The 26284-nt window shown below is 63.2% G+C and carries 23 protein-coding genes; 9 read left to right on the forward strand and 14 right to left on the reverse strand.

Features of this window, described 5'->3' with window-relative positions; translation table 11 throughout:
- Window positions 1-41: 41 nt before the first annotated feature.
- From AAFP29_RS03275 to AAFP29_RS03310, 8 genes are all read left to right on the forward strand, one after another.
- Window positions 42-1442 (forward strand): sulfatase, encoded by a 1401-nt coding sequence (locus AAFP29_RS03275; RefSeq protein WP_419215870.1) that lies wholly within the window; start codon window positions 42-44, stop codon window positions 1440-1442.
- A gap of 60 nt (window positions 1443-1502) precedes the next feature.
- Window positions 1503-2351 (forward strand): 3-hydroxybutyryl-CoA dehydrogenase, encoded by an 849-nt coding sequence (locus AAFP29_RS03280; protein WP_419215871.1) that lies wholly within the window; start codon window positions 1503-1505, stop codon window positions 2349-2351.
- A gap of 89 nt (window positions 2352-2440) precedes the next feature.
- Window positions 2441-3250, forward strand: coding sequence for a Stf0 family sulfotransferase (locus AAFP29_RS03285; RefSeq protein ID WP_419215872.1), 810 nt, complete (start codon window positions 2441-2443; stop codon window positions 3248-3250).
- A complete protein-coding gene (cysD, locus tag AAFP29_RS03290; RefSeq protein ID WP_419215873.1) occupies window positions 3247-4218 on the forward strand; it encodes a sulfate adenylyltransferase subunit CysD in 972 nt (323 codons plus the stop codon). Before AAFP29_RS03285 ends, cysD begins: the two co-directional genes overlap by 4 nt.
- A complete protein-coding gene (gene cysC / locus AAFP29_RS03295; protein WP_419215874.1) occupies window positions 4218-6131 on the forward strand; it encodes an adenylyl-sulfate kinase in 1914 nt (637 codons plus the stop codon). Before cysD ends, cysC begins: the two co-directional genes overlap by 1 nt.
- Before the next feature lie 143 nt (window positions 6132-6274).
- A complete protein-coding gene (locus AAFP29_RS03300; RefSeq protein WP_419215875.1) occupies window positions 6275-6727 on the forward strand; it encodes a MarR family winged helix-turn-helix transcriptional regulator in 453 nt (150 codons plus the stop codon).
- A 79-nt stretch (window positions 6728-6806) separates the two neighbouring features.
- A complete protein-coding gene (locus AAFP29_RS03305; protein ID WP_419215876.1) occupies window positions 6807-7019 on the forward strand; it encodes a helix-turn-helix domain-containing protein in 213 nt (70 codons plus the stop codon).
- A 25-nt stretch (window positions 7020-7044) separates the two neighbouring features.
- Window positions 7045-7959, forward strand: coding sequence for a Clp protease N-terminal domain-containing protein (locus AAFP29_RS03310; protein WP_419215877.1), 915 nt, complete (start codon window positions 7045-7047; stop codon window positions 7957-7959).
- Window positions 7960-8002: 43 nt separating this feature from the next.
- On the opposite strand, the gene AAFP29_RS03315 is transcribed toward AAFP29_RS03310, so the two are convergent.
- The 11 genes from AAFP29_RS03315 to AAFP29_RS03365 all read right to left on the reverse strand — a co-directional run bounded on the left by AAFP29_RS03315 (window position 8003) and on the right by AAFP29_RS03365 (window position 22070).
- Window positions 8003-9748: a dipeptide ABC transporter ATP-binding protein gene (locus tag AAFP29_RS03315; RefSeq protein WP_419215878.1), complete on the reverse strand. Its 1746-nt coding sequence runs from the start codon at window positions 9746-9748 to the stop codon at window positions 8003-8005.
- On the reverse strand, window positions 9745-10641 hold the full coding sequence (locus AAFP29_RS03320; RefSeq protein WP_419215879.1) for an ABC transporter permease: 897 nt from the start codon (window positions 10639-10641) through the stop codon (window positions 9745-9747). The genes AAFP29_RS03315 and AAFP29_RS03320 overlap by 4 nt, the downstream gene beginning before the upstream one ends.
- A gap of 1 nt (window position 10642) precedes the next feature.
- A complete protein-coding gene (locus tag AAFP29_RS03325) occupies window positions 10643-11596 on the reverse strand; it encodes an ABC transporter permease (protein WP_419215880.1) in 954 nt (317 codons plus the stop codon).
- A 3-nt stretch (window positions 11597-11599) separates the two neighbouring features.
- On the reverse strand, window positions 11600-13195 hold the full coding sequence (locus AAFP29_RS03330; protein ID WP_419215881.1) for an ABC transporter substrate-binding protein: 1596 nt from the start codon (window positions 13193-13195) through the stop codon (window positions 11600-11602).
- Between the two features lie 85 nt (window positions 13196-13280).
- Window positions 13281-14771, reverse strand: a complete 1491-nt coding sequence (locus tag AAFP29_RS03335) for an APC family permease (protein WP_419215882.1) — start codon at window positions 14769-14771, stop codon at window positions 13281-13283.
- Between the two features lie 9 nt (window positions 14772-14780).
- Window positions 14781-16088: an LLM class flavin-dependent oxidoreductase gene (locus tag AAFP29_RS03340; RefSeq protein ID WP_419215883.1), complete on the reverse strand. Its 1308-nt coding sequence runs from the start codon at window positions 16086-16088 to the stop codon at window positions 14781-14783.
- Window positions 16088-16972 carry a N5,N10-methylene tetrahydromethanopterin reductase gene (locus tag AAFP29_RS03345; protein ID WP_419215884.1) on the reverse strand — a complete coding sequence of 295 codons (885 nt, stop codon included), beginning with the start codon at window positions 16970-16972 and terminating at the stop codon, window positions 16088-16090. The genes AAFP29_RS03340 and AAFP29_RS03345 overlap by 1 nt, the downstream gene beginning before the upstream one ends.
- A 3-nt stretch (window positions 16973-16975) precedes the next feature.
- Entirely contained in the window at window positions 16976-18223 is a 1248-nt protein-coding gene (locus AAFP29_RS03350; RefSeq protein ID WP_419215885.1) for an acyl-CoA dehydrogenase family protein, read from the reverse strand.
- 35 nt (window positions 18224-18258) lie between these two features.
- Window positions 18259-19446: a GNAT family N-acetyltransferase gene (locus AAFP29_RS03355; protein WP_419215886.1), complete on the reverse strand. Its 1188-nt coding sequence runs from the start codon at window positions 19444-19446 to the stop codon at window positions 18259-18261.
- Between the two features lie 267 nt (window positions 19447-19713).
- Window positions 19714-21363, reverse strand: a complete 1650-nt coding sequence (locus tag AAFP29_RS03360) for a long-chain fatty acid--CoA ligase (protein ID WP_419215887.1) — start codon at window positions 21361-21363, stop codon at window positions 19714-19716.
- Window positions 21360-22070 carry a nitroreductase gene (locus tag AAFP29_RS03365; protein WP_419215888.1) on the reverse strand — a complete coding sequence of 237 codons (711 nt, stop codon included), beginning with the start codon at window positions 22068-22070 and terminating at the stop codon, window positions 21360-21362. Before AAFP29_RS03365 ends, AAFP29_RS03360 begins: the two co-directional genes overlap by 4 nt.
- Before the next feature lie 230 nt (window positions 22071-22300).
- Between AAFP29_RS03365 and AAFP29_RS03370 the strand changes: the two genes are divergently transcribed.
- The gene (locus AAFP29_RS03370; RefSeq protein WP_419215889.1) at window positions 22301-22975 is read left to right on the forward strand and encodes an alpha/beta hydrolase; all 675 of its coding nucleotides are present in this window, start codon (window positions 22301-22303) and stop codon (window positions 22973-22975) included.
- Between the two features lie 40 nt (window positions 22976-23015).
- Here AAFP29_RS03370 and AAFP29_RS03375 read toward each other — a convergent pair whose 3' ends face one another.
- The 3 genes from AAFP29_RS03375 to AAFP29_RS03385 are packed head-to-tail and all read right to left on the reverse strand — an operon-like array spanning window position 23016 to window position 26256.
- Window positions 23016-24608, reverse strand: coding sequence for a flavin-containing monooxygenase (locus AAFP29_RS03375; protein WP_419215890.1), 1593 nt, complete (start codon window positions 24606-24608; stop codon window positions 23016-23018).
- 39 nt (window positions 24609-24647) lie between these two features.
- On the reverse strand, window positions 24648-25109 hold the full coding sequence (locus AAFP29_RS03380) for a PaaI family thioesterase (protein ID WP_419215891.1): 462 nt from the start codon (window positions 25107-25109) through the stop codon (window positions 24648-24650).
- Window positions 25102-26256, reverse strand: a complete 1155-nt coding sequence (locus AAFP29_RS03385) for an acyl-CoA dehydrogenase family protein (RefSeq protein WP_419215892.1) — start codon at window positions 26254-26256, stop codon at window positions 25102-25104. The genes AAFP29_RS03380 and AAFP29_RS03385 overlap by 8 nt, the downstream gene beginning before the upstream one ends.
- Between the last annotated feature and the right edge of the window lie 28 nt (window positions 26257-26284).

A 26284-nucleotide genomic window follows, 5' to 3' on the forward strand; every position in this document is an offset into this window, starting at 1 on the left:
ACGTTCGCACGGCCGAGCAATTTGAGGAGTTCCCAGCGCAGATGAGTTCAACTGCACGCAATAACGTCGTCCTGGTTCATTGGCATGATCTGGGGCGTCACCTCGAAGTGTACGGTGCATCGGGCGCCGTGAGTCCAAATCTGGAAGCCCTTGCCGCACAAGGATTTCTATTCGCCAATGCGCACGCCGCGTCGCCATTGTGCTCGCCGTCGCGCGGCGCGCTGCTGACCGGCCGCTACCCACACGACAACGGGATCGTGGGCCTGGCCCACCACGGATTCGCCTATCGCGACGGTGTGCAGACCCTGCCCGCGATTCTGCGCGACGCCGGTTGGCGTACGGCGTTGATCGGTATGCAGCATGAGTCGACCGCGCCGGGCAGCCTCGGCTACGACGACGTCGATGTCGCCGATTCGGATTGCGACTACGTCGTGGATCGCGCGGTGGAGTGGCTCGACGCTCGGGCAGCCGAACGGGATGCCGGCGGCACGGTGCCGTTCCTGCTCAACGCGGGCTTCTTCGAGGTTCATCGGCCCTATCCGGCTCATCGCTACCCGCCCGGCGATCCCGACGCCTTCGACGTCCCTTCCTATCTGCCCGATACCCCTGAGGTTCGAGGCGATCTGGCGTCGTTCCACAGTTCCATCAATATCGCCGATGCCGCCACCGGCCGGCTCGCCGAACACATCGACGCCAGCGGTTTCGGTGAGGACACCTGGATAGTGTTCTTCACCGATCACGGTGAGGCATTTCCGGGCGCGAAGTCGACCCTCTATGCGCGGGGCACCGGCATCTCCTTCATCGTCCGGCCGCCGAAATCTCTGCGGGTCGCTACCGGCGCCTACGACGGACTGTTCTCCGGTGTCGATCTGGTGCCGACGCTCCTTGATGCCCTTGGCGTTGAGATCCCCGAAGAGATTCAGGGCCTTTCGCATGCGGCGGTGCTGACCGGCAGCGTTCCGAGCGTGCCCGTACGTGAGGTGGTTTTCACCGAGAAGGACTACCACGACACCTACGATCCGATTCGCGCCGTGCGTACTCGCGACTACAGCTACATCGAGAATTTCGCGCCGCGCGCCGCGTTGGAACTGCCGCTGGATATCGCCGACAGTGACTCGGGTCGCGCCCTTGACGACGCCCATACCAGGCCGAGGCCGGCCGTCGAATTGTATGCGCTGGCGCAGGATCCGGACGAACGGAACAATCTGGCCGACGACCCGGCGTATGCGCAACTGCGCGCCGAATTGGCCCGTCGTCTCCAGAGTTGGCGGGCCAATACCGGTGATGTGGTGGCCTCCGACGAGCAGGGCAGTGCCCGCGCCGACGAATTCATGGCGCGGTATCGCGCGACGCTGGCTGAACGCACCGACACCATCCCACGCTCCCCGCGCGGCGCGGACCGCAACTATGTCGACGACGTCGTGAGTGGGGCCGCGCAGTAGACTCGGGGCCGTCGCGGTGCCGCTCAGGCATCGCGTATCCCCAAGTTTTGGAGACGTGTTGTGAAGTTGATCGGAGTGATCGGTGGCGGCACCATGGGTGCCGGCATCGCCGAGGTATGCGCGAAGGCCGGCAGCGAGGTGCTGGTCCTGGAGACCAAGCAGGAATTCGCCGACGCCGCCAGCGAACGTATCGCGAAGTCGATCTCGCGGGGTGTGGCGAAAGGCAAGATCTCGCAAGAGGATGCCGACGCGGCGGTAGCCCGAGTTCGGGTCACCCTGAACATCGAAGAATTTGCCGATCGGGACCTGGTTATCGAGGCTGCTCCGGAGATCGAATCGCTCAAGGCTGAGATCTTCGCCAAGCTCGACAAGATTGTGAAGCCGGAGGCGATCCTGGCGACCAATACATCGTCGATCCCGGTGATCAAGGTGGCGACCGCCACGCAAAACCCGGCGCGCGTGGTCGGCGTCCATTTCTTCAATCCAGTGCCGGTGATGCCGCTGGTCGAGATTATCTCGACGCTGCTGACCGCCCCGGAGACCGCGGCCGCGGTTACCGACTACGTCGCAGACACGCTCGGTAAGACGCCAGTGCGGGCGGGTGATCAGTCCGGGTTCATCGTCAATGCCCTATTGATTCCGTACCTGTGCCAGGCGGTTCGCATGCTCGATTCCGGCTACGCGTCGAAGGAAGATATTGACGCCGCGATGAAGGGCGGCTGCGGATACCCGATGGGGCCACTGACGCTGCTCGACACAGTTGGCCTCGATATTGCGCTGGCTGCCGCCGAGTCGCTCTACGCCGAGTTCGCCGAACCGCATTACGCGCCGCCGCCGCGACTGCGCCGGATGGTCGAGGCAGGCCTGTTGGGCCGCAAGACCGGTCGCGGTTTCTACGACTACAGCTGATCAGACGCACTGTCAATGAATAGGCGATGTGTGATTCCCAAGGCCGGGCGATCAGGCGAATAGCCTTGGCCGCGTTTAGGATTTTCGCCATGCCAGTGTCATCTGGGGCGTCTAGCCCGCGCTCATATCTCGTTTGCGCCTCGCAACGCAGCGGCTCCACCTTGTTGGTGGAGTCGCTGCGATCCACCGGCGTCGCCGGTCATCCACAGGAGTTCTTCCAGTACCTGCCGGAGACGTCGCTAGCGCCGCAGCCGAGCGATTGGTTTGTGGGGGTGGCCGATGAATCGATTTTGAGTCTGCTCGCCGCCGATCGACCCGGATTGCCGACGACGGAGACGTCCGACGAGTGGCGGGCGCGGATCGCCAGCGAGGGGACCACCGAGAATGGCGTGTGGGGCGGAAAAATAATGTGGAATCAGACGCCGCTGGTCGTAGACCGGGCCGCCGGACTGACCGGTCGTCGCGGCAGTGACTTGCATTCCGCGCTCGGCGACATCCTGGGGGATGTGCTTTATATCAAGGTGACGCGCGAAGACGTTGTGTCACAGGCAGTTTCGTTTTGGCGGGCGGTCCAAACCAACACGTGGCAGGGTAAACCGGCCGAAGGTGACGACGTCGCGCAGTACCACCAGGGCGGCATCGCACATTTGGTAAGACTGCTGCAGGACCAAGAACGCGGGTGGCGCACCTACTTCGCTGATCATGGGATTGAGCCGGTCGAGGTGACCTACGCCGATCTGGCTGCCAACACATCGGCCGTTCTCCGCCGCGTCCTCGACGCGATCGGGCTGGATACCGAAGTGCCGCCGCCGGCGTTGAAACGCCAGGCGGACCGCCGATCGGACGAATGGGTTGAACGATTCCGGGAAAGTGCTGACGGACAGGAGCTACTGGTATGACCGCGGTTGCCGACGCACACACCGATCCATTCCACGTCGATGAGTTGCGCATCCTCGAAGCCGAGGCCGTGCACATCATTCGCGAGGTTGTGGCTGAACTGGAACGGCCGGTTCTACTGTTCTCCGCCGGCAAGGACTCGATAGTCCTTCTTCGCTTGGCGGAGAAGGCTTTTGGCGACGGGCAGAAGCTGCCATTTCCGGTGTTGCATGTGGACACCGGCCACAACTTCCCCGAGGTTATCGAATTCCGTGACCGCCGGACCACCGGCGCCGGGAGCGCAGCGAGCGGGCCGAGTGCTGCTGAGCGGGGACATCAGCTGATCGTGGCGAAGGTGCAGGACGCGATCGATGACGGGCGGGTGGTCGAGGAAGGTGGCCCCAACGCCTCGCGAAATCGGCTGCAGACCAGGACATTGCTGGACGCGCTGGATGCGGGGGGCTTCGACGCGGCGTTCGGCGGTGCCCGCCGTGACGAGGAGCGGGCGCGGGCCAAGGAACGTGTGCTTAGTTTCCGTGACGAATTCGGTCAATGGGATCCGCGTGCGCAGCGGCCCGAACCGTGGTCGTTGTACAACGGTCGAATCCGACGGGGCGAGCAGGTTCGAGTATTTCCGTTGTCGAACTGGACAGAAGTCGATATCTGGCGCTATATCCAACTCGAAGACCTCGAACTGCCGTCGATCTACTTCGCTCATGAGCGCGAAGTATTCGAACGAGACGGAATCTTGCTCACCCCTTCGGAATTCACCTCACCGGGTCCTGATGAGCCGGTCAACCGTGAATGGATTCGGTACCGTACCGTGGGCGATCTCACGATCACCGGCGCGGTCCGGTCACGAGCGACGGACCTGACCGGGATTATTGAAGAGGTTTCGGCCGCAACGGTTTCCGAACGCGGCGCCACTCGCGCCGACGATCGGACGTCGGCTGCCGCGATGGAAGACCGCAAACGAGAAGGATACTTCTGATGTCGACGACAACCGATGCGGTCACCGAATCCACCGGCACCGTGAATCACGCACCCCGCCAACTGCTTCGGCTGGCGACGGCCGGCTCAGTCGACGACGGTAAGAGCACATTGATCGGACGCCTGCTATTCGATACCGACAGCCTGCCGTCCGATCATCTGGAATCGGTGGTCGATGCCGCCGGTGTACCCGATCTCGCCGCATTGTCCGACGGTCTGCGCGCCGAGCGGGAGCAGGGCATCACCATCGACGTCGCGTACCGCTTCTTCTCCACTCCCACGCGCAGCTACATCCTCGCTGACACTCCGGGGCATGAGCGGTACACCCGCAATATGTTCACCGGAGCATCGAACGCTCATGTGGCCGTTCTACTGGTCGACGCGCGCGCCGGGGTGGTGCGCCAGACCCGTCGGCATGCACGCATCGCGTCCTTGCTCGGAGTGAATCATCTTGTCGCAGCGGTCAATAAGATCGACTTGGTCGACTATGACGAGGCGCGCCTGCGTGAAGTCGAGCAGGAACTCGTGGTGCTCGCCGAGCGGCTTGGTGTTAAAGATCTGGTGGTCGTGCCGCTGGCAGCCAAGGACGGCGACAACGTGGTCCACCGGTCGCCGAAAACACCGTGGTACACCGGTCCGACTCTGCTCGAATACCTCGAGAGCGTCGAATTATCCGCCCCCGCAGCGACTCCCGAGGATCTGCGGCTGCCGATCCAGTGGGTGTCGCGGCCGGACGCATCGACGCGTCGGCGTTACACCGGCCGACTGTCGGCCGGGACGCTGCGGGTCGGCGATGTGGTCACCGCGCTGCCGTCGGGTTCGTCGTCGACCATCACCGCGCTCGATACCCTCGATCCCGAACGGGACCTCGCCGTTGCGCCACTGTCGGTTTCAGTGGAACTCGCCGATGATATCGATGTGGCGCGCGGCGACGTGCTGGTCAGCGGAGCAGTGCCCGACGGTGAAGATCCGCTCGAGCATCATCCGGTGCTGGCGCGCGAGTTGGAAGCGACGATCTGCTGGTTCGCCGACACTCCGCTGCGGGCCGGTGACCGGATCGCGGTCAAACACACCACTCGTACGGTGCGCGGCACCGTGGGCGAACTGGTGTCGAAACTGGATCCGGAGACTTTGAACTCCGACGAGTATCCGGTTGAGTTGGCGCTCAACGACATCGGTGTGGTGACGTTGCGAACCAGTTCGGTCGTCGTCGCAGATGCGTACGGGGACAACCGCGATGGCGGTTCATTCATCCTCATCGACGAGAATTCGAATGAAACCGTCGGCGCCGGAACAATTCTGACCGCGCGCGAGGTCAAGGCCGGTGAGCGGGTCCGCACCGATATTCGCTGGCATCCGTCGTCGTTGGATCGTGGGCATCGATGGACGTCGGTCGGGCAGCGGGGTGCGACAGTGTGGCTCACCGGATTGCCGGCGTCGGGTAAGTCGACAGTCGCGGTCGCGCTGGAGCGTGCCCTTGTCGAATCCGGCCGTGCCGCTTATCTTCTCGACGGTGACAATGTGCGGCACGGACTATCGGACGATCTTGGGTTCTCGCCCGGTGATCGAGCCGAGAACGTGCGACGCGTCGGTCACCTGACGCGACTGTTCGCCGATTCGGGCATCGTCGCGATCGCTTCGCTGGTCTCGCCGTTGGAATCGGATCGGGAGATCGCCCGCACTCTTAACAAGGCCGCCGAATTGCCGTTCATCGAGATTCATATCTCGACACCGGTCGAAGAGTGCGCGCGTAGAGATCCCAAAGGGCTTTATGCCAAGGCGAAGGCTGGCGAGTTGACCGGTCTCACCGGTTGGGATGCGCCCTATGAGACGCCGCAGAATCCGGACTTGGCGGTCGACACGACCGGTGCCGATATCGAAGAGATCGTGACGCAGATCCTGGCGCTCCTGTAGTTGGTCGCCTGTCCTTCCTGAAATCTGGGCTTGGGTTGTGTGCCGAGAACAACCTGTCCGTGCGGACTGAGCCTGCTGGAACGGATCTCGGCGCGGTCCAGAGTTTTGGGAGGGGTGCCGGCGGTAGCGAATAGACTCGGCGCATGTCCGCCAACTCGCTCGACGCCGCGCTGCCCGATCTCGACACCGAAGCCGTCGCCGAAGCGCTCTATTCGTTGTTGTCGAATCTGTTGCGTCGGCAACCGCGCGAGATCAGCATGACCGCGACATCGACGCTGGCGACCCTGCGACACGGCGGTCCCCGTCGAATCACCGCGCTTGCCGCGGCGCAGAAGGTTACGCAGCCGTCGATGACGGTACTCATCGGCTCCCTTGAGCGCGACGGGCTGGTGTCCCGGAAACAAGATCCCGATGATGGCCGCGCGATGCTGATCGAACTCACCGAGCAGGGATATGAGTTCGTGGCGCGACGTCGGGGTGAGTATGCCCAGCGAGTCGGTGAGTATATGTCCAAACTCCCGCCCGAGCGTCAGGTCGAGATCGCCGCGGCAGTGCCAGCGTTGCGACTGCTCGACGACGTGATTTCGCAGGCGTGAATCGCGTCTGTGCGTGACCGCTCAAATTTGTTCGTCAATAATTCTTGACATGCATCGAGTGTCAAGATAACCTGACGTTGTGCATGAAACCGAGAACGCTGCCGCTAGCCAAGATCCCGCCGAGGGGCTGGCCGCGGTACGCGCCCTGCGAACACTTGCCGACCGGCTCGAAGACGTACACGTCGCCAGCGCTCGCGCTGAGGGTTGGAGCTGGCAGGCGATCGCCGACGTACTACAAGTCAGTCGGCAGGCCGTGCACCAGAAACATTCACAACGCGACGCCCAGGGCTAACCCCGGGCAGAGGAAGGAGACGACCATGTTTGGCCGACTCACTCGCGAAGGCAAGATGATCCTGACCTTTGCAACACAAGAAGCCGCCGATCTGTCGCAACCGCGACTTGGCGCAGACCATCTCATCCTGGGCATGCTCTGCAATGCCCGCAGCCCGTTGTTCAGCCTGCTCGGCGAAAACGGACTGACACTGGCGGGAGCTCGTGAGGTCGTCAAGACTTATCACGATGAGCATCCAGACGACTCGGCGGACAAGACCGCCGAGGAACGTTACGAGGAAGACCGGAATGCCTTGCGCAGCATCGGTATTGACCTCGACAAGATTCGCGAGGCAGTCAGTGACCGCTTCGGCGATGACCTGGCCTTCGGCTGGGGCGAACGCGGTGACCGCGGTGGACGCGGCCGAGGTCGTGGACGCGGCCGGGACTGCGGCCCGCGCGGCGAAGGCGAATGGGGTCCCCGTGGCGGAGGCCGAGGTCGCGGACATCGAGGACATCCCGGTCAGTTCCGGCCCGGCGACTTCGGGCCGCGCGGTCCCGAAGGCCCACGCGGTCCCGAAGGCCCACGCGGTCCCGAAGGGCCAGAGGGTCGATTCGGTCCTGACGGACCATTCGGCGAGCGCGGCCCGTTCGGCCCCGAAGGGCCGTTCGGTCCGGAAGGTCCATTCGGTCCCGAAGGCCCATGGGCGCAGGGACGCGGACGTCGTGGACCGCGCGGCCGGGGTAACCGGCCACGGTTCAGCGTGGCGGCCAGGGATGCCTTCGCCGCGGCCGTGCAGATCGCGCGGGATGCCGACGACGACCGGCTTCGTCCCGAGCACCTGCTGCTCGGCATCATCGCCATCGAAGACCCGGCGTCGCAAGCTGTGCTGCGGTCGGGTACGTCGAGCGTCGACGAGTTGAAGGCAGCCGTCGAGGCATCATTGCCGCAGAGCGCATAACCCACCCACATCTGCCCGGCCGGAAATTCCGGCCGGGCAGATGTCAGCCTGCGTGCGCGTCCAGGGGTAGGACGGCGTCGAGCAATCCGCGCGTGATCGCGTGGCGGTCCGCGGCGAAGAGCTGATCAACACCGAATGTCTCGATCAGACGACCGGCCTGAAGTACGCCGATCCGATCACAGAAGTATTCGATGATCGCGAGGTTATGCCCGATGAAGACGTAGGTGAGTCCGAGTTCGTCCTTGAGGTCGAGTAGGAGATTGAGGATCTGCGCCTGGGTGGAGACGTCGAGGGCCGATGTCGGCTCGTCGAGGATGAGCAGGTCGGGCCGCAGGGCGATCGCCCGGGCGATACCGATGCGTTGACGCTGACCACCGGATAACTCATGGGGGTAGCGGTTGACATATGAATCGGGTAGGGAAACCAAGTCGAATACGGTCTTGACCTGAGCGGCGGCGGACTTCCTCGACGTTGCCCTACCGAACCGCCGCAAAGGTCTGCTGATCTGCTCGCCGACCGGGATTCGTGGGTTGAGTGAGCTGGTGGCGTCCTGGAACACGAACTGGAAACGCGGGCGCAATTCTTTGACACGGCGCGGGGGCAGCGCACCGATGTCGTTACCGGCCACCACCACGTGCCCCGCGGTGACCGGCTGCAAACCTCCGATGAGGCGGGCGAGCGTCGACTTCCCGGAACCGGATTCACCGATCAGACCGAAACTCTGCCCGACATCGATGCGCAATGAGACGTCGTCGACGGCGGTGATATGTGTCCGGGGCTGGCCGGTACCCAGTCCGCCGACGACATACTCCTTGGTGACCCGTGACACCTCGACCATCACCTCGATCGAGGTGGCTTCGGCGGATGTATTCCGATTCGGTCCGGCCGGTTCACCGGGTCGCTGGTCGACGGACCCGAGGCGGTGCCGCCGATGTCCGGCGGAGAGTTTCGCGCGTGACCCGAGTTCGGGCACCGCGGCGATGAGCGCGCGGGTGTAGTCGTGCGAGGGCCGGCTGAGCACCTCTGACCGAGTACTTGTCTCGACGATGCGACCGGTGCGCATTACGGCTACCCGGTCGGCGAGGTATGACACGACTCCGAAATCATGGGTGATCAGTAGTAAAGAGCTGCCGTTCTCATCGATCACGCTCTTGAGCAGGTCGAGGATCTGCTTTTGCGTAACCGCGTCGAGAGCAGTGGTCGGCTCGTCGGCGATCAGCAAGGTGGGTTGTGAAAGGCTTGCGATTGCGATCATCACCCGCTGGCGCATCCCGCCACTCAGCTCGTGTGGATAAGCACCCAGTACGCGTTCGGTGTCGGTGATCCCGACGTTCTGGAGCCAGGTCTGTGCGATCTGCTGCTGATGACGCCGTCTCGTGGCGGGCCGGTGCAATCCGATGATCTCGCGGAGTTGGGACCCGATCTTGAAAGATGGGTCCAGCGACGCGAGTGGATTCTGGAAGATCATCCCGATCTGCGAACCGCGATAGCTGCGCGCGTCGGCGCCGCGCAGCGGTAACAGGTCGCGGCCGTCCAGAGCGACGCTCCCGTTGGCTATCCGGGCCGAGTCGGGTAGCAGGCCGAGGATCGCGGCGGCTGTGATGCTCTTTCCGGACCCCGATTCACCGACGACCGCGAAGGTCTCACCTCGTGCGATCTCGAATGTGACACCGTCGACGGCGCGGTGTGGCTCACGCGAGCCGAACTCGACCACCAGGTCGTCGACCGCGAGCAGCGGTGCCGCGGAATTCGCGGCGGCGGGTGCGATGGTAGCTAGCTGCTCGGTCATGAGTTATGCCTCCGCCGGTGCGGGTCGGCGGCGTCGCGCAGCCCGTCGCCAAGCCAGTTGAAGGTGAGAGCGACGACGAGGATCGCCAATCCCGGTAGCAGCGCCAGCCAGAAGTTGCCCGAGATAATCACCTTGGCACCGTCGGCGATCATGCGGCCCCAGTCGGCGTCGGGCGGTTGAACCCCGATGCCCAGTGCGCTGAGACTGGAGGAGAACACGACCATGGCACCGACCAGACTTGTGCCGTATACAACGATCTGCCCGATGACGTTGGGAAGAACCTCACGCGTGAGAATCGACCAGAATCCGGCGCCGAGTGAGACCGCGGATTCGACATACTCGTGACCCCGCTGTTGTTTGACCTCGGCGAAGATCACCCGAGCCACATAGGGCACCGCCGCGAATACAATGGCGAGCACCAAGACCGTGATGCCGGGGTCGAAGACGAGTGCCAGGGCGACCGCGATGATGATGACCGGAAAAGCGAACATTATGTCGATCGTGCGCATGATCAATCCGGCCACCTTGTCGCCGGAGAATCCTGCGATCAGCGCGGTGGTGCTACCGATAACGGTGGCCGCGGTGGACGCGAGTACGGCGACGATGAGCGAGGTACGACCGCCGTAGAGCAGTCGGCTCAGGGTGTCGCGGCCCTGATCGTCGGTGCCGAGAAGGTGACCGGGGGAGCCAGGGGACAGATATTTCTGGGCGGCGTCACCGCTGATGGGGTCGTAGGGGGCGATCCACGGGGCCAGCACGCATACCAGCGCAAGGACTGCCAGCAGTGCGAAGCCAATGAATATCTGTACTCGACCGTTGGTGCGGCCCCGCCGCTGGCGCGACCCGCGAAGCCGATGGAGTTCGTCGCCCCTGCTGCTCGTCAGGATGGCCATGTCAGGTCCTCCGCAGTCGGGGATTCAGCAGGTCGACCAGTACATCGGTCGTCAGGTTGACAACCAGATAACACAGGGCGACGAGGACGACGCCACCCTGGATAAGGACATAATCCTTGCCATAGACGGCGTTGAGCAGCTGTGTTCCGATGCCCGGCCAGTTGAATACGGACTCGACGAAAATCACTCCGGTGAGCAGAGTGCCGATCTCCAGCCCGATGATATTGACGATGGTCGGCAGAATATTGCGGCCAATATGTTTGCCGAGGATGCGATGTTTCGGCATTCCCTGTGATTCGAGAGTCCGCACATAATCGGCATGTGATTCGTTGATAATGCCGATCCGTACGAATCGCGCGAGTACCAGCATGGAGATCAGTGCCGCGGCCAGGCCGGGCAGGATGAGATGCTGGAGAAGGTCGCCGGGACCGCCGCCGTTACGTGATTCCATCCCGCTGACCGGTAGCCACCGTAGGGTCAGCGCGAAGACCCAAACGAGGACCAGACCGAGCCAGTAGATCGACAGGTTGCTGCCCACCTGCACCACCAGCATGGACAGGCGGTCGACGATATTTCCGTGGTTGATCCCGGCGATGATTCCGATGCCAACCCCGACGACGACACAGATCGTGATTCCGGCGACCGTGAGTATCAGCGTGTTGACGAAATTCGGCCAGAGGATGTCGAAGACCTTCTGGTTCTGGCTGATCGAGATGCCACCGCCGTCGGTGAACAAGTCACCGACCCAGTTGAGGTACTGCCGCCACAGCGGCAGGTCGAGTCCGTAAGAATGTTTGACACCCTCGATCTGCTCGGGAGTCATGACGCGCTTGAACTGAGCGGTGATCGGATCACCGGGGGTCAGGTGGCCGAGCAGGAATGTCAGGACCGACACGATGAAGACAAGCGGAAACATGTTGAGGACCCGCCAGCCGATATGTTTGAGCGTCGCCATCGGTCAGTCCGACAGCCAGACCTTGGTGAGGTCGTAGCCGTTGGTGGCCGGCCAGACGAAGCCGTGGACTCGAGGACTGTACGCGTAGTACTTGGTGTAGGTGAATACCGGAATGGTCAATGCTTTTTGCCGCAGAATCGCGTCGGCATCGCGCCAGCGCGCAATCCTGGTCCCGGGGTCGGTGGTGTTGTCAGCTTTGTCGATAGCGCCGCTGAGATCCGGATAGGTCTTGACGACGTCGGCGCCGCCCTTGCGGCCGTTGATGCCGCTGTTGACCACATAGTCGAGCCATTCGGCGTATGAGCCGCCGTATTCGGAGATGTCGAATCCGTCGTCGGGCTGTGGTGAACCGATACGCGCCACATAACTCGGCCGATCGAGTGAGACGATCGTGAAATCGACGCCGATCTTCTTGTACTGGTTCTGCAGCCACTGGGCCAGGTTGGTGTTGGCGACGTCGACGACGAGATTGAGCCGGAGGGGTTTACCCGCGCCGTATCCCGATTGAGCAAGAAGTCCGGTGGCTTTGGCGGTATCGAAGGCAAAATCCTTGACGCCGGGCTGGTAAGCCTCATTTCCCGGGTGAAATGTCGAATAGTCGGGGACGCCGTAGCCGTCGTAGACCTCATTGATCAGTTTCTGCCGGTCGAGGCCGTAGATGAGCGCCTTTCGGACCCGCTCATCCCGCAGGGCGGGATTGGTGAAGTTGTAGCTGAAGTAGATATATGACGCGCCAGTGCCATCCGGTACCTGGAAGCCCTGCTTGGTCAGCGTCTCGATGTCGTCGGGCTGTACGTAGCTGATTTGATCGACCTCACCGCTCAGCAGAGCGGCGAGCCGAGTCTGGTTATTGGGGATGACGCGGAAGATGAGCTCATCTAGGTTGGGGCGGCCGCCCCAGTACTTCGGGTTGCGCCGCAACGTGATTCGATCGCCGATTTTGCGGGAGACGAAAGTGTATGGCCCGGTTCCTTCGGGGTGCTCGGCGAAACCGTCGTTACCGTACTTCTCCCACACCGCGGGATTGCCGATGGCCAGTGTGCCCATCGACTGGGCGAGGCCGCGAGGGAAACCGAGTTCCGGTTTGCTGAAGGAGAATGTGTAGGTGAACTCGTCGATGATCTTCCCGCCGGTGAAATGGTTGAACCACGCGGCGAGTCTGGACCGGCTCTGGGTGTCGAAGAACCGATAGGAGGGGTCGGCGACGCGACGAACATTCTTATCCAGCGCCTCGGCGTTGAATGGGGAACCGTCGTGGAATGTGACGCCCTTGCGGAGGTGAAAGGTCCAGTTCTTGGCGTCGGGACTGGCGTTCCACGATGTCGCGAGCGCCGGCACGATCTTGACCGGTCCTTTCGGATCTGAAAGATCTTCCGAGGTCAGTCCGTCGAAGATATTGCGGCTTACGCGGTAGGTTTCCCAGAATCCCTGCCGGTGCGGGTCAAGAGCGAGCGGTTCGAGATAGAGCCCGCTGATGAAAGAGCCGCCCCGCTGGGGTTCACCATCCGAGCCGCCGACCGAACCACCACCGCCACATGCGGTGATGCCGACGAGCAGTGCGAATAGTCCGCTGGTCAGCCGGTGTCGTCGTCGAATCATCTGCGGTGCCTTTCGGGATCGGTCGGGATCTGTTGTCGGGGTCAGACGCCGGTTGATACCGGCTGGGATCGGTAGCTGCACTGCGTTACGAGCGGTGTGCCGCGCTCGCGCCGGCCGCTATGCCCAACTCGGCCAGACGCTCCTGTTCCTGCGGTGAAAGCGTTTGGATGGTGCCGATTCGCCGGGCGACCTCGGGGCGGCGCAGGCGCAGAAACAGGTACCAGAGGAGTCCCGCGGCGAGAAGACCGAGGAATACGAACGGCAGAATGTTGTACGGCCATTTAGGGCTGGGATAGATGTTGCCGACGATCACATAGCCCACCGCGACGAAGGCGGTCCCCGAGACGATCGCACGCCCGACGGTCAGCGCCTTGATCCGGTACAGCCAGATCGGGGTGGCCGCCACGACCAGCAAATAACTCACCAAGAAGCCCCAGTTGGCGACGTAGATGCCGTAGACGTCGAACAGGAGACGCCCGGTCGTGCTCAGTGTCGCCGCCACCGCGAAGGCCAGGGCCAGAACACCGACGAACGCGATTCCCACCCACGGTGTGCGATGTACCGGGTGGACCTTTGCGAGCACCTTCGGCAGTGCGCCTTCCCGCGACAGGGTCAGCAGTGTTCGGGCAGCGGAATTGGTCACCGCCGTCACGAACACCAGGAACGCGACAGTTAGTGTGAGGCTCACGATCGGGTTGATCCATACGACGTCGGTACGGTCGGCGAGCTGCGGCAAGACGGCTTCGTCGGGGTCCACGCCCCCGATATTCAGCACCTGGGGATATGTCGCGATCAGGTAGAGCACACCGATCACCAGCACCACTCGCAGCAGCGATCGCGAGATGCTGCGGTGCGCGTCCCTCGCCTCGCCGCCCAGTGAGGCGACACTCTCGAATCCGGCATATGCTCCCACCGCGGTCACCGCTGCTACGAAGGTGGAGTTTTGACCGAGGTGGGAGAGACTGAACTGCTCAGCGTCGAAGTGCAGGCCGTAGGTGGTGTAGGACGCGCCGATTATCACCGCGATGCAAGCGATCGCGGCTATCTCAAACGCGAGTTCATATTTCGCCGCTAGCGACGCACCCCGAAACGGGAGGTAGGACGCCACCAGCACGACGATCACAGCGATCACCAGCTTGAACGCGGTGGACTCGGCGTGGATGCCGATCGAGGAGAGGAAGGACTCGAAGTACAGCACGCCGCCGAGTGCGCCGACCGTGGCGAAGCCGATGTAGCCGATCAACAGTGACAGTCCGGCGGCGAATGCTGCGCCGGGCCCGAGTCCATTGCCGGTGTAGGTTCCGAGGGACCCCGACGTGACCGTGCGTTTGGCTTGGTAGCTGATGGTGATCGCGATCAGGACGACAATTACCAGGCCGATGATGCCGGCCCACACCGCACCCTTCCCGGTGGCCGTGTAGAGCGAGATGGGCACACCCGCGATGGCTACGCTCGGTGCCGCAGCGGCGAGGCCCTGGGCGAATACCTCCCACGGACCGAGGCCGTCGCGGTGAAGCTCTCGGGACGGCGTCGGGTCCGCGACGTCGGCGTCCGGCGGGGTGATTGTGGATGTCATGTCGATCCTTCAAGGGGAAGTGGTTGTCTGAAGAGTTTCGTCATATGTGTTGGTGCCCAACAGATTTCCGCGCAGCGTGGTTTCTGCGTAGTCATGTCGGAATAGTCCCCGGCGGCGGAGGATGGGTACGAGTTCGTCAACGATGACCTCAAGTCCCTCCGCCAGAACATCGGGTTGCAGGTTGAATCCGTCGGCGGCTCCGGAGTGAAACCAGTCCTCGATGAAATCCGCGAGTTGTTCGGGGGTGCCGGTGAATCCGCGATGGCCGGACCCGGTGTACCGGGTTTCGTGCAGGTACTCGCGCACCGTCGGATTTGTCAGTCGGATCCGCGCGATCACCGATTCGCGGAATCCCAGGCTGCCCGGATGCCGTCCCGGATCCTTCGGCGGTTCCAGTACCTCATCGGGAAATGGTGCGTCCAGGTCCAGGGTGGTGGCGTCGTAGCCGATGGCATGGGAGAGCCATCCCAGGGAGTATGACGGCGGACCGGCATCGTGGAGTTCATCGTTTCGGCGCCGCGCTTCCTCCTCGGTACTGCCGAGTGATAGCAGCAGTCCGGGCAGGATGCGGATATCGCCGGCGCGCCGGCCCTGCTGTTCGGCGAGACGTTTCACCAGGTCGTAATGCTCAATCGCCTTGTCTTTGGTGAGTTCGGCGGTGAAGACGCCGTCGGCCAGACGAGCCGCGAGCCGGCGCCCCTGCGGCGAGCCGCCGGCCTGGAACAACACCGGTCCGCCCTGTGGCGAGGGCGGCGTCGAGAGTCCTTCGGCGACGACGAAACGTTCGCTCTCATATGCGACCCGCTGTCCGGTCGCGGCTGATGCCCAGAGCGCGCGTACCAGGTCGACGAATTCGGCGGCGCGTGCGTAACGGTCGTCGCGGTGCGGCACTTCCGGCAGCCCGAAATTGCGCGCGGGAGCCGCCGCGACGGTGGTGACAATATTCCATGCCGCACGTCCACCGGAGAGAATGTCGAGGGAAAGTAGACGTTCGGCCAGCTCGACCGGGTCGTTATAGGTCGTCGACGCCGTGGCCACCAACCCGATGCGCTCGGTGGCAGCAGCGACATGCGCCCAGGTGATCGTTGGTTCAAGATGTGCCGGATTCGCGTCGTATGCGGGGTCGGTCAGCGCGGGACCGTCCGCCAGGAACACGGCATCGAGTGTTCCGCGCTCGGCGATCCGGCCGATTCTGGTCCAATACTCGGGGTCGACGAAGGAGGTCGCGGTGAGTCCATCGGCCTGCCAGGAGGCGGGAAGGTAACCGGTGACAAGGGCATTCACCCCCAGGGACACCTGCCCGGAACGGGACGGCATCAGCGCACCGCCTGCTCGGACGCGCGGGCCAGATCTGGTCGGGGGGCGTCGAATGCCGGGGTCCCGAGCGGCGGTGAGGCATGCGGGGCCAGCCCGAGAGCGCCGCGCAGATCGATCGGAGGTTCCGCTGATGCCACGAGCCCGGCCAGTGGCGACACCTGTTCGAGTAGCACCCGGACCGGCAGCTGCCGATCGGCCACGACGACACCGGGACCGGAACCCGGATAATCGGCGGCGCGGACGATCGGCAGTCCGTGCGGACCCCCGATCACGAGGTCGATGTCGGGAGCGGGTTTCTCGCCTGTGCCGTGGGTGTCATACCAAGCGAGGATCGACGGTCCGGTCCGCGGTTCGGGCACGGTGAGTGGTCCGGTGATCGCATACGAACCGACCAGATCCACCCGGCGGATCCGGTCGGATAGCACGAAGATCCCGGTGTCCCGGTCGCCGATCACCGCGTCGAACGGCCAGCTCGCCTCGAGTGCGCGTACGGCGTGGATAGCGTCACCCCGCAGGCGGTTGGTCGGACCATGTACGGGCCATGAGCCGACCGGCGGTAGATAAGTGCCGCCGCGGAAGATCAGACCGGTGCGACCGTCGGACAGCAAACCCGCTGACGCCGCGCGCCGGGCGAGGTTGTAGGGGTGATCGCGACCAGCCCTCGCGGCGAACAACGTTCGGGCACGAGTGGTGTGAGCGGCGAAGAAGGCCGCGGCGACGCTCGGCTCAATCGTCGGCCGGCCGGCCGGTCCCGATTCGATGCGGTCCACGCCCAGCACGGTGAAGGCGAGGTCGATCTGATCCCAGTGATCGATCAGGTCGCGGTCGGCGGCCAATTCGACGACCTGGGATCCCGTGAGCGCCAGCGCCAGATAGGAAGCCATGGGTCAGTTCCCCTGTCCGCCGCGACCGGAGGAGGTAAGACGCGGAACCGGATCGGTTCCGTTCACCAGCCAGTCGCCGATGATCCTCGACTTGTAGACCACCGGATTGTGTGAGGAGAGGGTCCGTGCGTTGCGCCAGTGACGATCGAGCAGTCGGGTCTTCGACACTCCCGACGAACCGAGGGCGTCGAAGATATGGGTGGTGGCTTCCAGCGCGTTGCGCACGACGACGGCTTGCGCCTGATCCGTCGCCACCTGCGCCTCGGTGATGATGTCGTCGACCGCGTCCCGGCCCCTATCCGCGATCGCGGCGGCCAGTCGGTCAAGGGATCGTGCGACGTGTCGCAGCGCGGCTTCCGCGGCAAAACCCGCTTGGGAGACCTCGCCGATCACCTGCAGCAATTGGGGATCGCGTGCGGGTACCGGATCGAGTCCCTGCGGATAGTTGCGGCCGCGCTCGCGAAGGGCGGCCACACCGTCGCGCAGTGCCGCGCGGATGATTCCGGTGAGGACCGACAGGATCGCCACCTGATAGAACGGACCCTGGTAAACGAACCGTTCACCGATATCGAAGACATCGGATGAATCAGCTTGTGCTCCTTCATATGTCGCGCTACCACTAGCAGTTGTCTGCTGACCGAAGCCGTCCCAGTCGTCGGTGAGTGTCACACCGGCGTCGTCCCGGCGCACGAGCAGAGTGAGGTAGGCGCCGTCGTCGGTCTTTCCGAGGACATCGAGCCAATCCGCGTAGAGACTCCCGGTCGCGTAGAACTTGGCGCCGGTCACCCGGTGCCGGTTGCCGTCCCGCTCCACTCTGGTCGCGATATTCGCCAGGGTGCCGTTGCCGGCTTCGGTCCAGCCGCCGCCGACGAAGTCCCCGTCGCGGAAGCGTTCTAGCCACCGAACCGACTGTGACGCGGGGGCGTTCAGTCGATCTTCGACGAATGCCAGATGATTTCGGAACACATGCGCGACATTGGGATCTGCCTCCGCGAGGCGGGCCAGCAACACGAAGGTCTGTTCGAGCGAGGCGCCGAGACCACCGTGGTTCTCCGGGATCCGCAATCTGCCGAATCCCGCGTCCTTCAGGTCGGTCACCTCGTCATAGGGAAAGGCGCGCGTGCGTTCGCGCTCGACATTGTCGCGGGCGATCCTGGCGAATATGGGGGCGAAACGCTCTTCTAAGGCGGCCTCGGTGGTGGTCGACACCCGGAGTCCGGTTGCGACTGCGGCGTCGGGGGCGATCGTCATAGGTTGGTTCCCTTCACGAATCGTGGGGTAGAAGGTCAGAAAAAGGTGCCTGAATAGGGCAGGCGGTCGGTTGCAAAGAGCGCGTCGAGGCGCGCGAGCGCGGCCGGGTCGCGGACTTCCAGACGCCCGGCGGCGGCGAGTTGCCACCAGCGGGTGCCGCCGAGATAGGTCGTCGCCAGCTCGGCGACCGGGACCGTGACGTCTGGCACGGAATCGGTCGGCGCGACACCGTCACCGCTGATGCGGTAGGTGCCGCCGTTGGCCGGCAGCTCCTCATCGATGACGGCGATCGTCGCCGGTGCCGTCGCCGCGAAGGTGCGGGCCGACAGGGCGGCGGGTACGTCGATCAAGCGCAACCAGGTCTCGTCCCGGGCCGGGCCGAGCGTCACCGCACGTTCGTCTTCGACGAATAACGGCAGGGGATCATCGAGCGGCAGCGTCTCGACCTCGATGGTGTTCACCAGGTCCAGATCGAATAGATGTCGCCACAATCCGGCCCGCGCCGCATCGGTGAGTGCCACGAAGTCGGTGATCACGATGGTCCGTGCGCGACTGGCGAACCAGGTCGATGGATCGACCGGCCGGTAGTGCACATAACCGTCGTCCACTCCTTCGGTGCGGTGTACCGCGGTATAGCGCAACGGGCCGCTGTCACTGGGAGCGCGTGAGACCCACCAGCCCGGATGCCGGGTGATGGCACCGGTCCACGTCGCCCGCCGGTGGATGGGGTCGAGGAGTTCGGACCAGGCGGTATCGGCGATCCGGATCTCACCACCGGCGGGCAGCCCGGATCGCAGCTTTCCGCGAGTCCGATCGATCGTCGCCGATCGCACCGAATTGGCGATGCCGTAGCCGAATCGGCCGTAGATCAGGGCCTCCGACGCGCGGAGAGTGGCCACCACGTCGCCGCGCCGGGCCAACCCGGACAGCTGGCTGGTCAGCATGGCCCGCGCGATACCCCGTCGCCGGTGCGACGGCAGTACGCCGACCGCGGTGACCGCCGCATGCGGCACCTGGGCGCCGCCCGGTACCACCAGCGTTCCACTGGCGGAATAGGTGCCGCCGACGATGCCGGTGTCGTCGAGCGCCCCGATATACCTGCCCGGCTCGGCGGAGGCGGCCGGATCGATGGCTCGCAAGTCGACGCCGAGCAGCGACCGCCTAAAGACGCCGAATGCCGAACGGATCTCCTCCGGGGTGACGAGTTCACGAATCTCAGTCATCTGCACCACCTTCGGGTCGAGTCGCGGTATTCGCGGATCGGAACGTGCGGGGTGCCGTCGGCGTAAGACAAGACAGACTCCGTTCGTCGATGTGAATTGGGAACGAATTAATCGCGTTCAAAGTGAGGGCGATATTATTACCCTCAACGATGGGCCCAAAATAGCGTTCGGGACACCGTTTAAACCGCGACGATTCTTGATATTTCGTCGGATTGGCGCGGGCCGGAGGTCGGCCGGGGAGTATTTCGAGGGAAAGCCGGACCGGATCTAGCCGCGAACGTCGATTACCGCGTATTCGCTACTTCGGTAGGATTCCCGGATGAGCTTCTTGTCGAATTTCCCGACACTCGTCTTGGGAATCTCATCGGCGACTGCCCACTTCTCGGGTAGTTGCCATTTCGGTACGAGATCGACTAAATGGCGGCGCAACGCTTGTGCATCGGTCCCGGTGTCCCGGGCCACAAAAAGCACGAATGGCCGCTCATCCCACTGTTCGTCGGGTACGCCGATAACAGCTGCTTCACGAATTCCGTGATGTGACATGATCTTATTCTCGAGGTCAACCGAGGAGATCCATTCGCCGCCGGTTTTGATCAGATCTTTGGTGCGATCGACAATGGTGAGGTATCCATCCCCGCTGATCGTGCCGACATCGCCGGTCCGGAGCCAGCCATCCCGGAATTTCCCGTCGTTGATATTCGCGCCGTCATCGCGGCTGAAGTAGCTTCCCGCCACCCAGGGGCCGCGTACCTCCAGCTCACCGGCCGAGACGCCGTCATGAGGAACGATGGCCCCGTCTTCTCGGGTCAGCCGGGCTTCGACCAACGCCGAGAATTTTCCCTGAGTGCATCGATAGGCGAAGATCTCGTCGGGATCGGTGACATTCCGCGGAGCCCGGGCGACGGCACCCATCGGGGAGGTTTCCGTCATTCCCCAGGCGTGCACGATTGCCACACCAAAGTCCTCATCGAATTTGCGGATGATATTCGGTGACACGGTGGCACCGCCGACGAGAACCTCGCGGAGATGGGAAATATCTTGCGGCGCCGATTCGAGCTGCACCATCACCGCTTGCCAGATCGTCGGCACCGCCGCGGCGAAAGTCGGCCGGGTCTTAGCCATCAATCGCAACAACGGCTCGGGCTGCAGAAACCGGTCGGGCATAACCAGGGACATCCCCGAGATCATCGCGGCGTAGGGAAGTCCCCAGGACATCACATGAAACATCGGGACGATGGCCAACGCCGAATCCCGATCCGACAGGTTCATCGCATTCGGCTGGCAGATGGCCATTGAATGTAACCAGATCGATCGATGCGAATACACCACACCTTTCGGGTCACCGGTGGTGCCCGATGTATAGCAGACCACGGCCGGACTGCGCTCGTCGATCGCGGGCCAGCGGTAGGTATCCGGCTGGCCGGTGAGCAGGTCGGCGAATGAATGGACGGTGACCCCGGCCGGTACCTGCACGCTGTCGACCGGGCCGTTCGCGACCACCACATGTTCGATGGTCGGGGTCCGGGGCAGGTAGGACGAGACCAGTGGGCCCAGAGATGCGTCGATAATCAACACGATGTCCTGTGCGCTGTTTATCGAATACACCGCCTGATCGGCGGATAGGCGCAGATTGATGGTGTGGAGTACCGCGCCCATGCTGGGTACGGCACCGTAGACGACGGCATGTTCGGCGTTATTCCACATGAATGTGCCAACGCAACCGTGCACGCCGACACCCAGACCCGCGAGCGCGTTGGCGAGCCGGGAAGCGTCCGCCGACAGAGTCGGGAAGTCGATCTCGCGCACCCCCTCGCCGGTCCATGTCGACACGGTCGAATGTGGATGCGCGGTGCGAGCGAAATCAACGAGTCGGGAAATCAGCAACTCGCCGTCCTGCATGGTGTTGTAGTCGATCATTGGTTCTCCTGATCGGTCGATGCCGGGGCGACTCGGCCGTGCCGGACCACCGAGTCCTCGACCGGGGCGCGTTCGGTCCGGAACTGATTGGCCGGACTGGTCGTGTCCTCCCAGCCGAAGGAAATCCCCGCCACGATCCGGCGGTCCTGCGGGATGTCCAGGTGGCGCCGCAGTTCGTCGGCGACGCTGGCCAGTGACGCCTGCGGGACGGCCGAGACGCCGAGGCTGTGCGCCGCGGTTAGGAACGCCTGGATGTACAGGCCGCTGTCGATTGCGCCGTACACTCCTAGGTCGGCCGGGGTCGAAATAATCGCTGCCTGCGGCGCACCGAAGAAGGAGAAGTTCCGCAGCATCTGAGCGGCGGCCCCGGCCTTGTCGTCCTTGCCGATCCCCAGTGCTCCGTACAGGGCGAGCCCGGACGCCCGGCGGCGGTCGCGGTACTCTCCGGGGAATTTCTCGGGGAAGGCGAAATCGGGATTGGGAATCGTCGTACTGGCGGTGTCGTGAAGCGCCGACGCCAGTGGAGTCACCGCGTCTCCGACAACTAGATCCACCCGCCACGGTTGAGTGTTAGACCAGGATGGCGTCAGCGCGGCGTAGGTAAGAATCTTCGAGACTATTTCGTCGGGTACTGGCTTGGCAGCGAATTGTCGGCATGAATGCCTGGACTTGGCGGAATCGATCAAAGCTTGATAGTGGTCGGTCATTTCTGACTCCTATTCTTGTTTGTTGAGGTCGATCTATGCAGATCTTCAGCTATTGGTTCGAACTATTTTCGGAGCTATGTTGTAAATCACAAGGTAATGTCGCTCAGGTAATTTTCGATCTTGTCGCGGTATGGCTGAATGCTGTTAGACTGGCTCTCGAAAATCGATAACCGATTCTTCGCCGGGCCGTGTATCAACCCCGACGAAGCAGGCGATGAGGAGATGGCGCGATGGCGACATTTGTTTTGGTTCCGGGCAGCTTCGAGGGCAGTTGGACGTTTGCCGAACTTGAGCGCGAACTTGCCGACCGGGGACATTCCACGGTCACGCTGACCTTGCCTGGGCTTGAGTCCGACTTCGATATCGATCGGGAGATTCCCCCTAATCTCGACGACCATATTTCTGCGGTAGTCGACGCGATTCCCGAGGGTGCCGATCTCATTCTCGCGGCCCACAGTTACGGCGGAATGACGTTGCCCGGAGTGTATGAACGACTTCCTGATCGATTCGCCGGCGTGGTGTTCATCGATGCTTTTCTGCCCGGTCAGGGCGACTCGTGCTGGACATTGCTGACCGACGCGCTCCGGGAAACATTCGTCAGTCAGATCTCCGCCGACGGCAGATACCTCCGGCCGTTGCCCGGATCTGATCACCGCTCGAGTGATCACCCGGTCGCGTCGCTGATGCAGCCCTCGCGGGTCGGTTCCACCTTCTCCGGTGCGCGCAAGATCTACCTGTTCGCTAACCAGTGGGCCGGCAGCCCGTTCCGGGGAACTTTCGCCGCGCTGGAGAAGAGCGCCGAATGGGAGACCTACGAGTTGACCGCCGACCACGGTCTGATCCGGAACCAAGCTGAGCTGGTAGCCGAAGTCCTCGACCAGCTCACCGCGGCGGTGGTCGGTTGAGTGATGCCCGGCGTCGAGTCGTCCGGTCATACCCCGACCGTCACCGATCCGTTTCGACTGCTCGTGGACCACGGGTCCCTGCGGACCCAGCGGTGCCCGTCTCAGTGGCGAGTGCCCCTGCGGATCGCGTCGCGGCCAGCGCGTTGTACTCCGATTTGTCGAAGGTTTTGAGCGCGCGGGCATAGGCGAGATGCGACCCCGGCCAGGCGACGAATTCCCGACCGTCCTTCGACGAGTACCACCCCGAGCAGTCCGATGCGTAGACGGTGGTCTGGAAACGTTTGGCCAATTTGTCGTTATAGGTGTCCTGTACCTCTTTACGCACGTCGAGTGATTCCCCGGATTTGATCGAGCTGAGTGCCTTCCGGATGTACTCGGCCTGCCGCTCCAACAGGAACACTGCGGAGTTGACTGTGGTGCCGCCGGTCCCCGGACCGAAGATAGTGAACAGATTGGGGTAACCCGTGAGAGCGACGCCCAGGTATGAGGTCGCGGCCGAGGACTCCCATTCCTCGTGTAGATCCCGCCCGTCGATGCCGCGGATCCGGATCGGCGCGAGATACCGGTCGGCCTGAAAACCCGTGCACCAGACGACGACGTCGGCGTCGAGGCTGGTGCCGTCGGTCAACTCGACCGTGCGGCCGACCAGACGTTTGACGGATGCGGTGTGAACCGACACGTTCTTCTTGACCAGCGTCGAATACCAGTCGCTCGAGATGAGGATCCGATTGCACATCGCCTTGTATCGTGGGGTGACCTTTTCCCGGAGTTCGGGATCGGCGATCTCCCGGCGGATGTCGTTGAGCATGCGCGCCTCGAACAGTCCGCGTACCGCGTCGAACCGACGATAGATCAGGGGGGCCTTCAGTTCGTGATGAAGGAATTCCACCGCGTGCTGGAACCGGAGATACCACTTCGTTCGCCGTACCGCGGCGGGTAGTCGATGCCGGGGAGTGTCATGCTTCCGGTTGATGACCCATTTCGGGGTTCTCTGCACGATCGACAGATGTGCGACGGTACCGGCGATCCGCGGAACGATCTGGATGGCACTCGCGCCGCTACCCACGATGACCACGCTTTTACCGACCAAATCGACGGTCTCGTCCCACTCGGCGGAATGGAAGTGGGTGCCGGTGAACTCCGCGATATCGGCGTCGGGAATATACGGATTCGATAGAACACCCGATGCGGTGATCACCGCATCGAATATCCGATTCGCGCCGTCGGCGGTTTCGACGTTCCAGCGGCCGTCGACGAATGACGCCCCGACGACCTCGGTGTTGAAGTTGATCTTCGGAGTCACTCCGAATTCGTCCGCAGTCCGCTGCAGATAGTCCAGGATTTCGCGCTGCTCGGCGTAGGTTCTCGTCCAGTCGGCCGATAGCGAGTGGGAGAACGAGTAGATCGAGGACGGGATGTCACACGCGGCCCCCGGGTAGACATTCGCTCGCCAGACGCCGCCGAGACCCGAACTCCTCTCGAAGACTTCATATGAGTCGATCCCGGATCTGCTGAGTTCGATGGCCGCGCCGAGGCCGCCGTAGCCGGCGCCGATGATCGCCACCCGCGGGGGGCCGGGTGGATCGAGGGTGCTGTCGACGTCGACGACGGATTGGTCGGTATGAATAGTCATGTCACTGCCTTGTGTCGGGTCGGATGGGTCTCGCGTGGCTCAGTTGCCCGCGATGTTCTGTAGTCGCACTTCACCGTGCGCGGCGAGTTTGCCGGCGTCGTCGGTCACCGCGACATGCCAGATCTGCTGGGTTCGTCCGCGGTGTAGCGGGGCGGCCACCATCTTCAGTTCTCCGGAGCGGACGGCACGAATGAAATTCGTGTTGTTGTTGACGCCGACAACCCCGCCTTTGGGGCCGTCCGGCCGGTTCAGCCACGACCATGCGGCGGTACTGGCGATTGATTCGATGGCAGAGGTGTAGACGCCGCCGTGGACCAGGCCGAACGCCTGGAAGATACGCGGCGTCACGGTGAGCGTTCCGACGACTCGATCCGGCGATACCTCGGTCACCGTGAGTCCGAGCAGGGCATCGAGTCCGTTGGCGTTCAGTTCGTTGACCTGACTCGGTGTCAACGTCGCGGCATCCGGGTCGATTCGGTCAAGTGCGTCTTGGTCAGGCATAACTCAAGCCTTTCGCTACGATTTCGGACAACATCTCGTCAGTACCGCCAGCGATCGACATCACGCGGGCGTCCCGGTAATGTCGGCTGATCTCGGATTCGTTCATATAGCCGGTGCCGCCGTGGAGCTGGAGTGCGGCGTCGACGACGAAGGAGCACGCTTCGGTGGCCTGCCGCTTGGCGATGCACACCTTTATCGGCACGTTGCCACCGTCGTTGACCTGCACCATCACCGAATGCGCATATTCGCGGGCGACTTCGACCGCCTGCGTCATCTCGGTGAGTTTGTGCTGAACGAGTTGCCGCTTGATCAGTGGTTGCCCGAAGGTGCTTCGAGTCCGGCACCATTCGACGGCCAGGTCGAGGCTGCGTTGCGCGATCGTGTATGCCATCGCGGCCTGGCTCAGCCGTTCGTGCTGAAACAATTCCATGATGATCCGGAAGCCCTGATTCTCTTCACCGATCAGATTTTCGGCAGGAACTCGGAGGTCGGTGAAAGCCAGTTCCGCGGTATCCGAGCAGGCCCAGCCGATTTTGTCGAGCCGCCGAATGACATCGAATCCCGGCTGATCCGACTCGAGGACCAACAGTGAGATCCCCTTGTAGCCGGGGCCGCCGGTTCGTACCGCGGCAACGACATGATCAGCGCGCGCGCCGGAACTGATGAATGTCTTGGACCCATTGACGACATAGTGATCACCGTCGAGGCGTGCGGTGGTCTTGAGTGCCGCGACATCGGATCCGCCGCCCGGCTCGGTAATTCCCAGTGCGACGATCTTCTCGCCGGCGAGCGTCGGGCGCACGAAATTGTCGATCTGTTTGGGCGTCCCATGAGAAACGAGCGGAACCAGTGCGACCCGATGGGTATAGAGCGCCATCAGCAGTCCGCTGGACCGCCCGGCGTGGACGATTTCCTCGGCCGCGGTGTAGAAGTCGAGGCTGTCGCCGCCGCTTCCGCCGATGGTCTCGTCGAATTCCAGGCCCAATAGGCCTACATCTGCGGCCTTCTTGTGGATTTCCAATGGAATGGCCCCATCGGCTTCCCATTGGTCGATATGCGGCTGAATCTCCTTCTCGGTGAATTTTCTGGCGAGTTCGCGCAATGCGGCGCGATCGTCATCGGCGAATGGATCTCGACTGTTGCCCACGGGCTGTCCTCTCGATTGGCGAGCTGCG

It is taken from the genome of Gordonia sp. CPCC 205333 (genome assembly GCF_048537885.1).
Taxonomy (GTDB): domain Bacteria; phylum Actinomycetota; class Actinomycetes; order Mycobacteriales; family Mycobacteriaceae; genus Gordonia.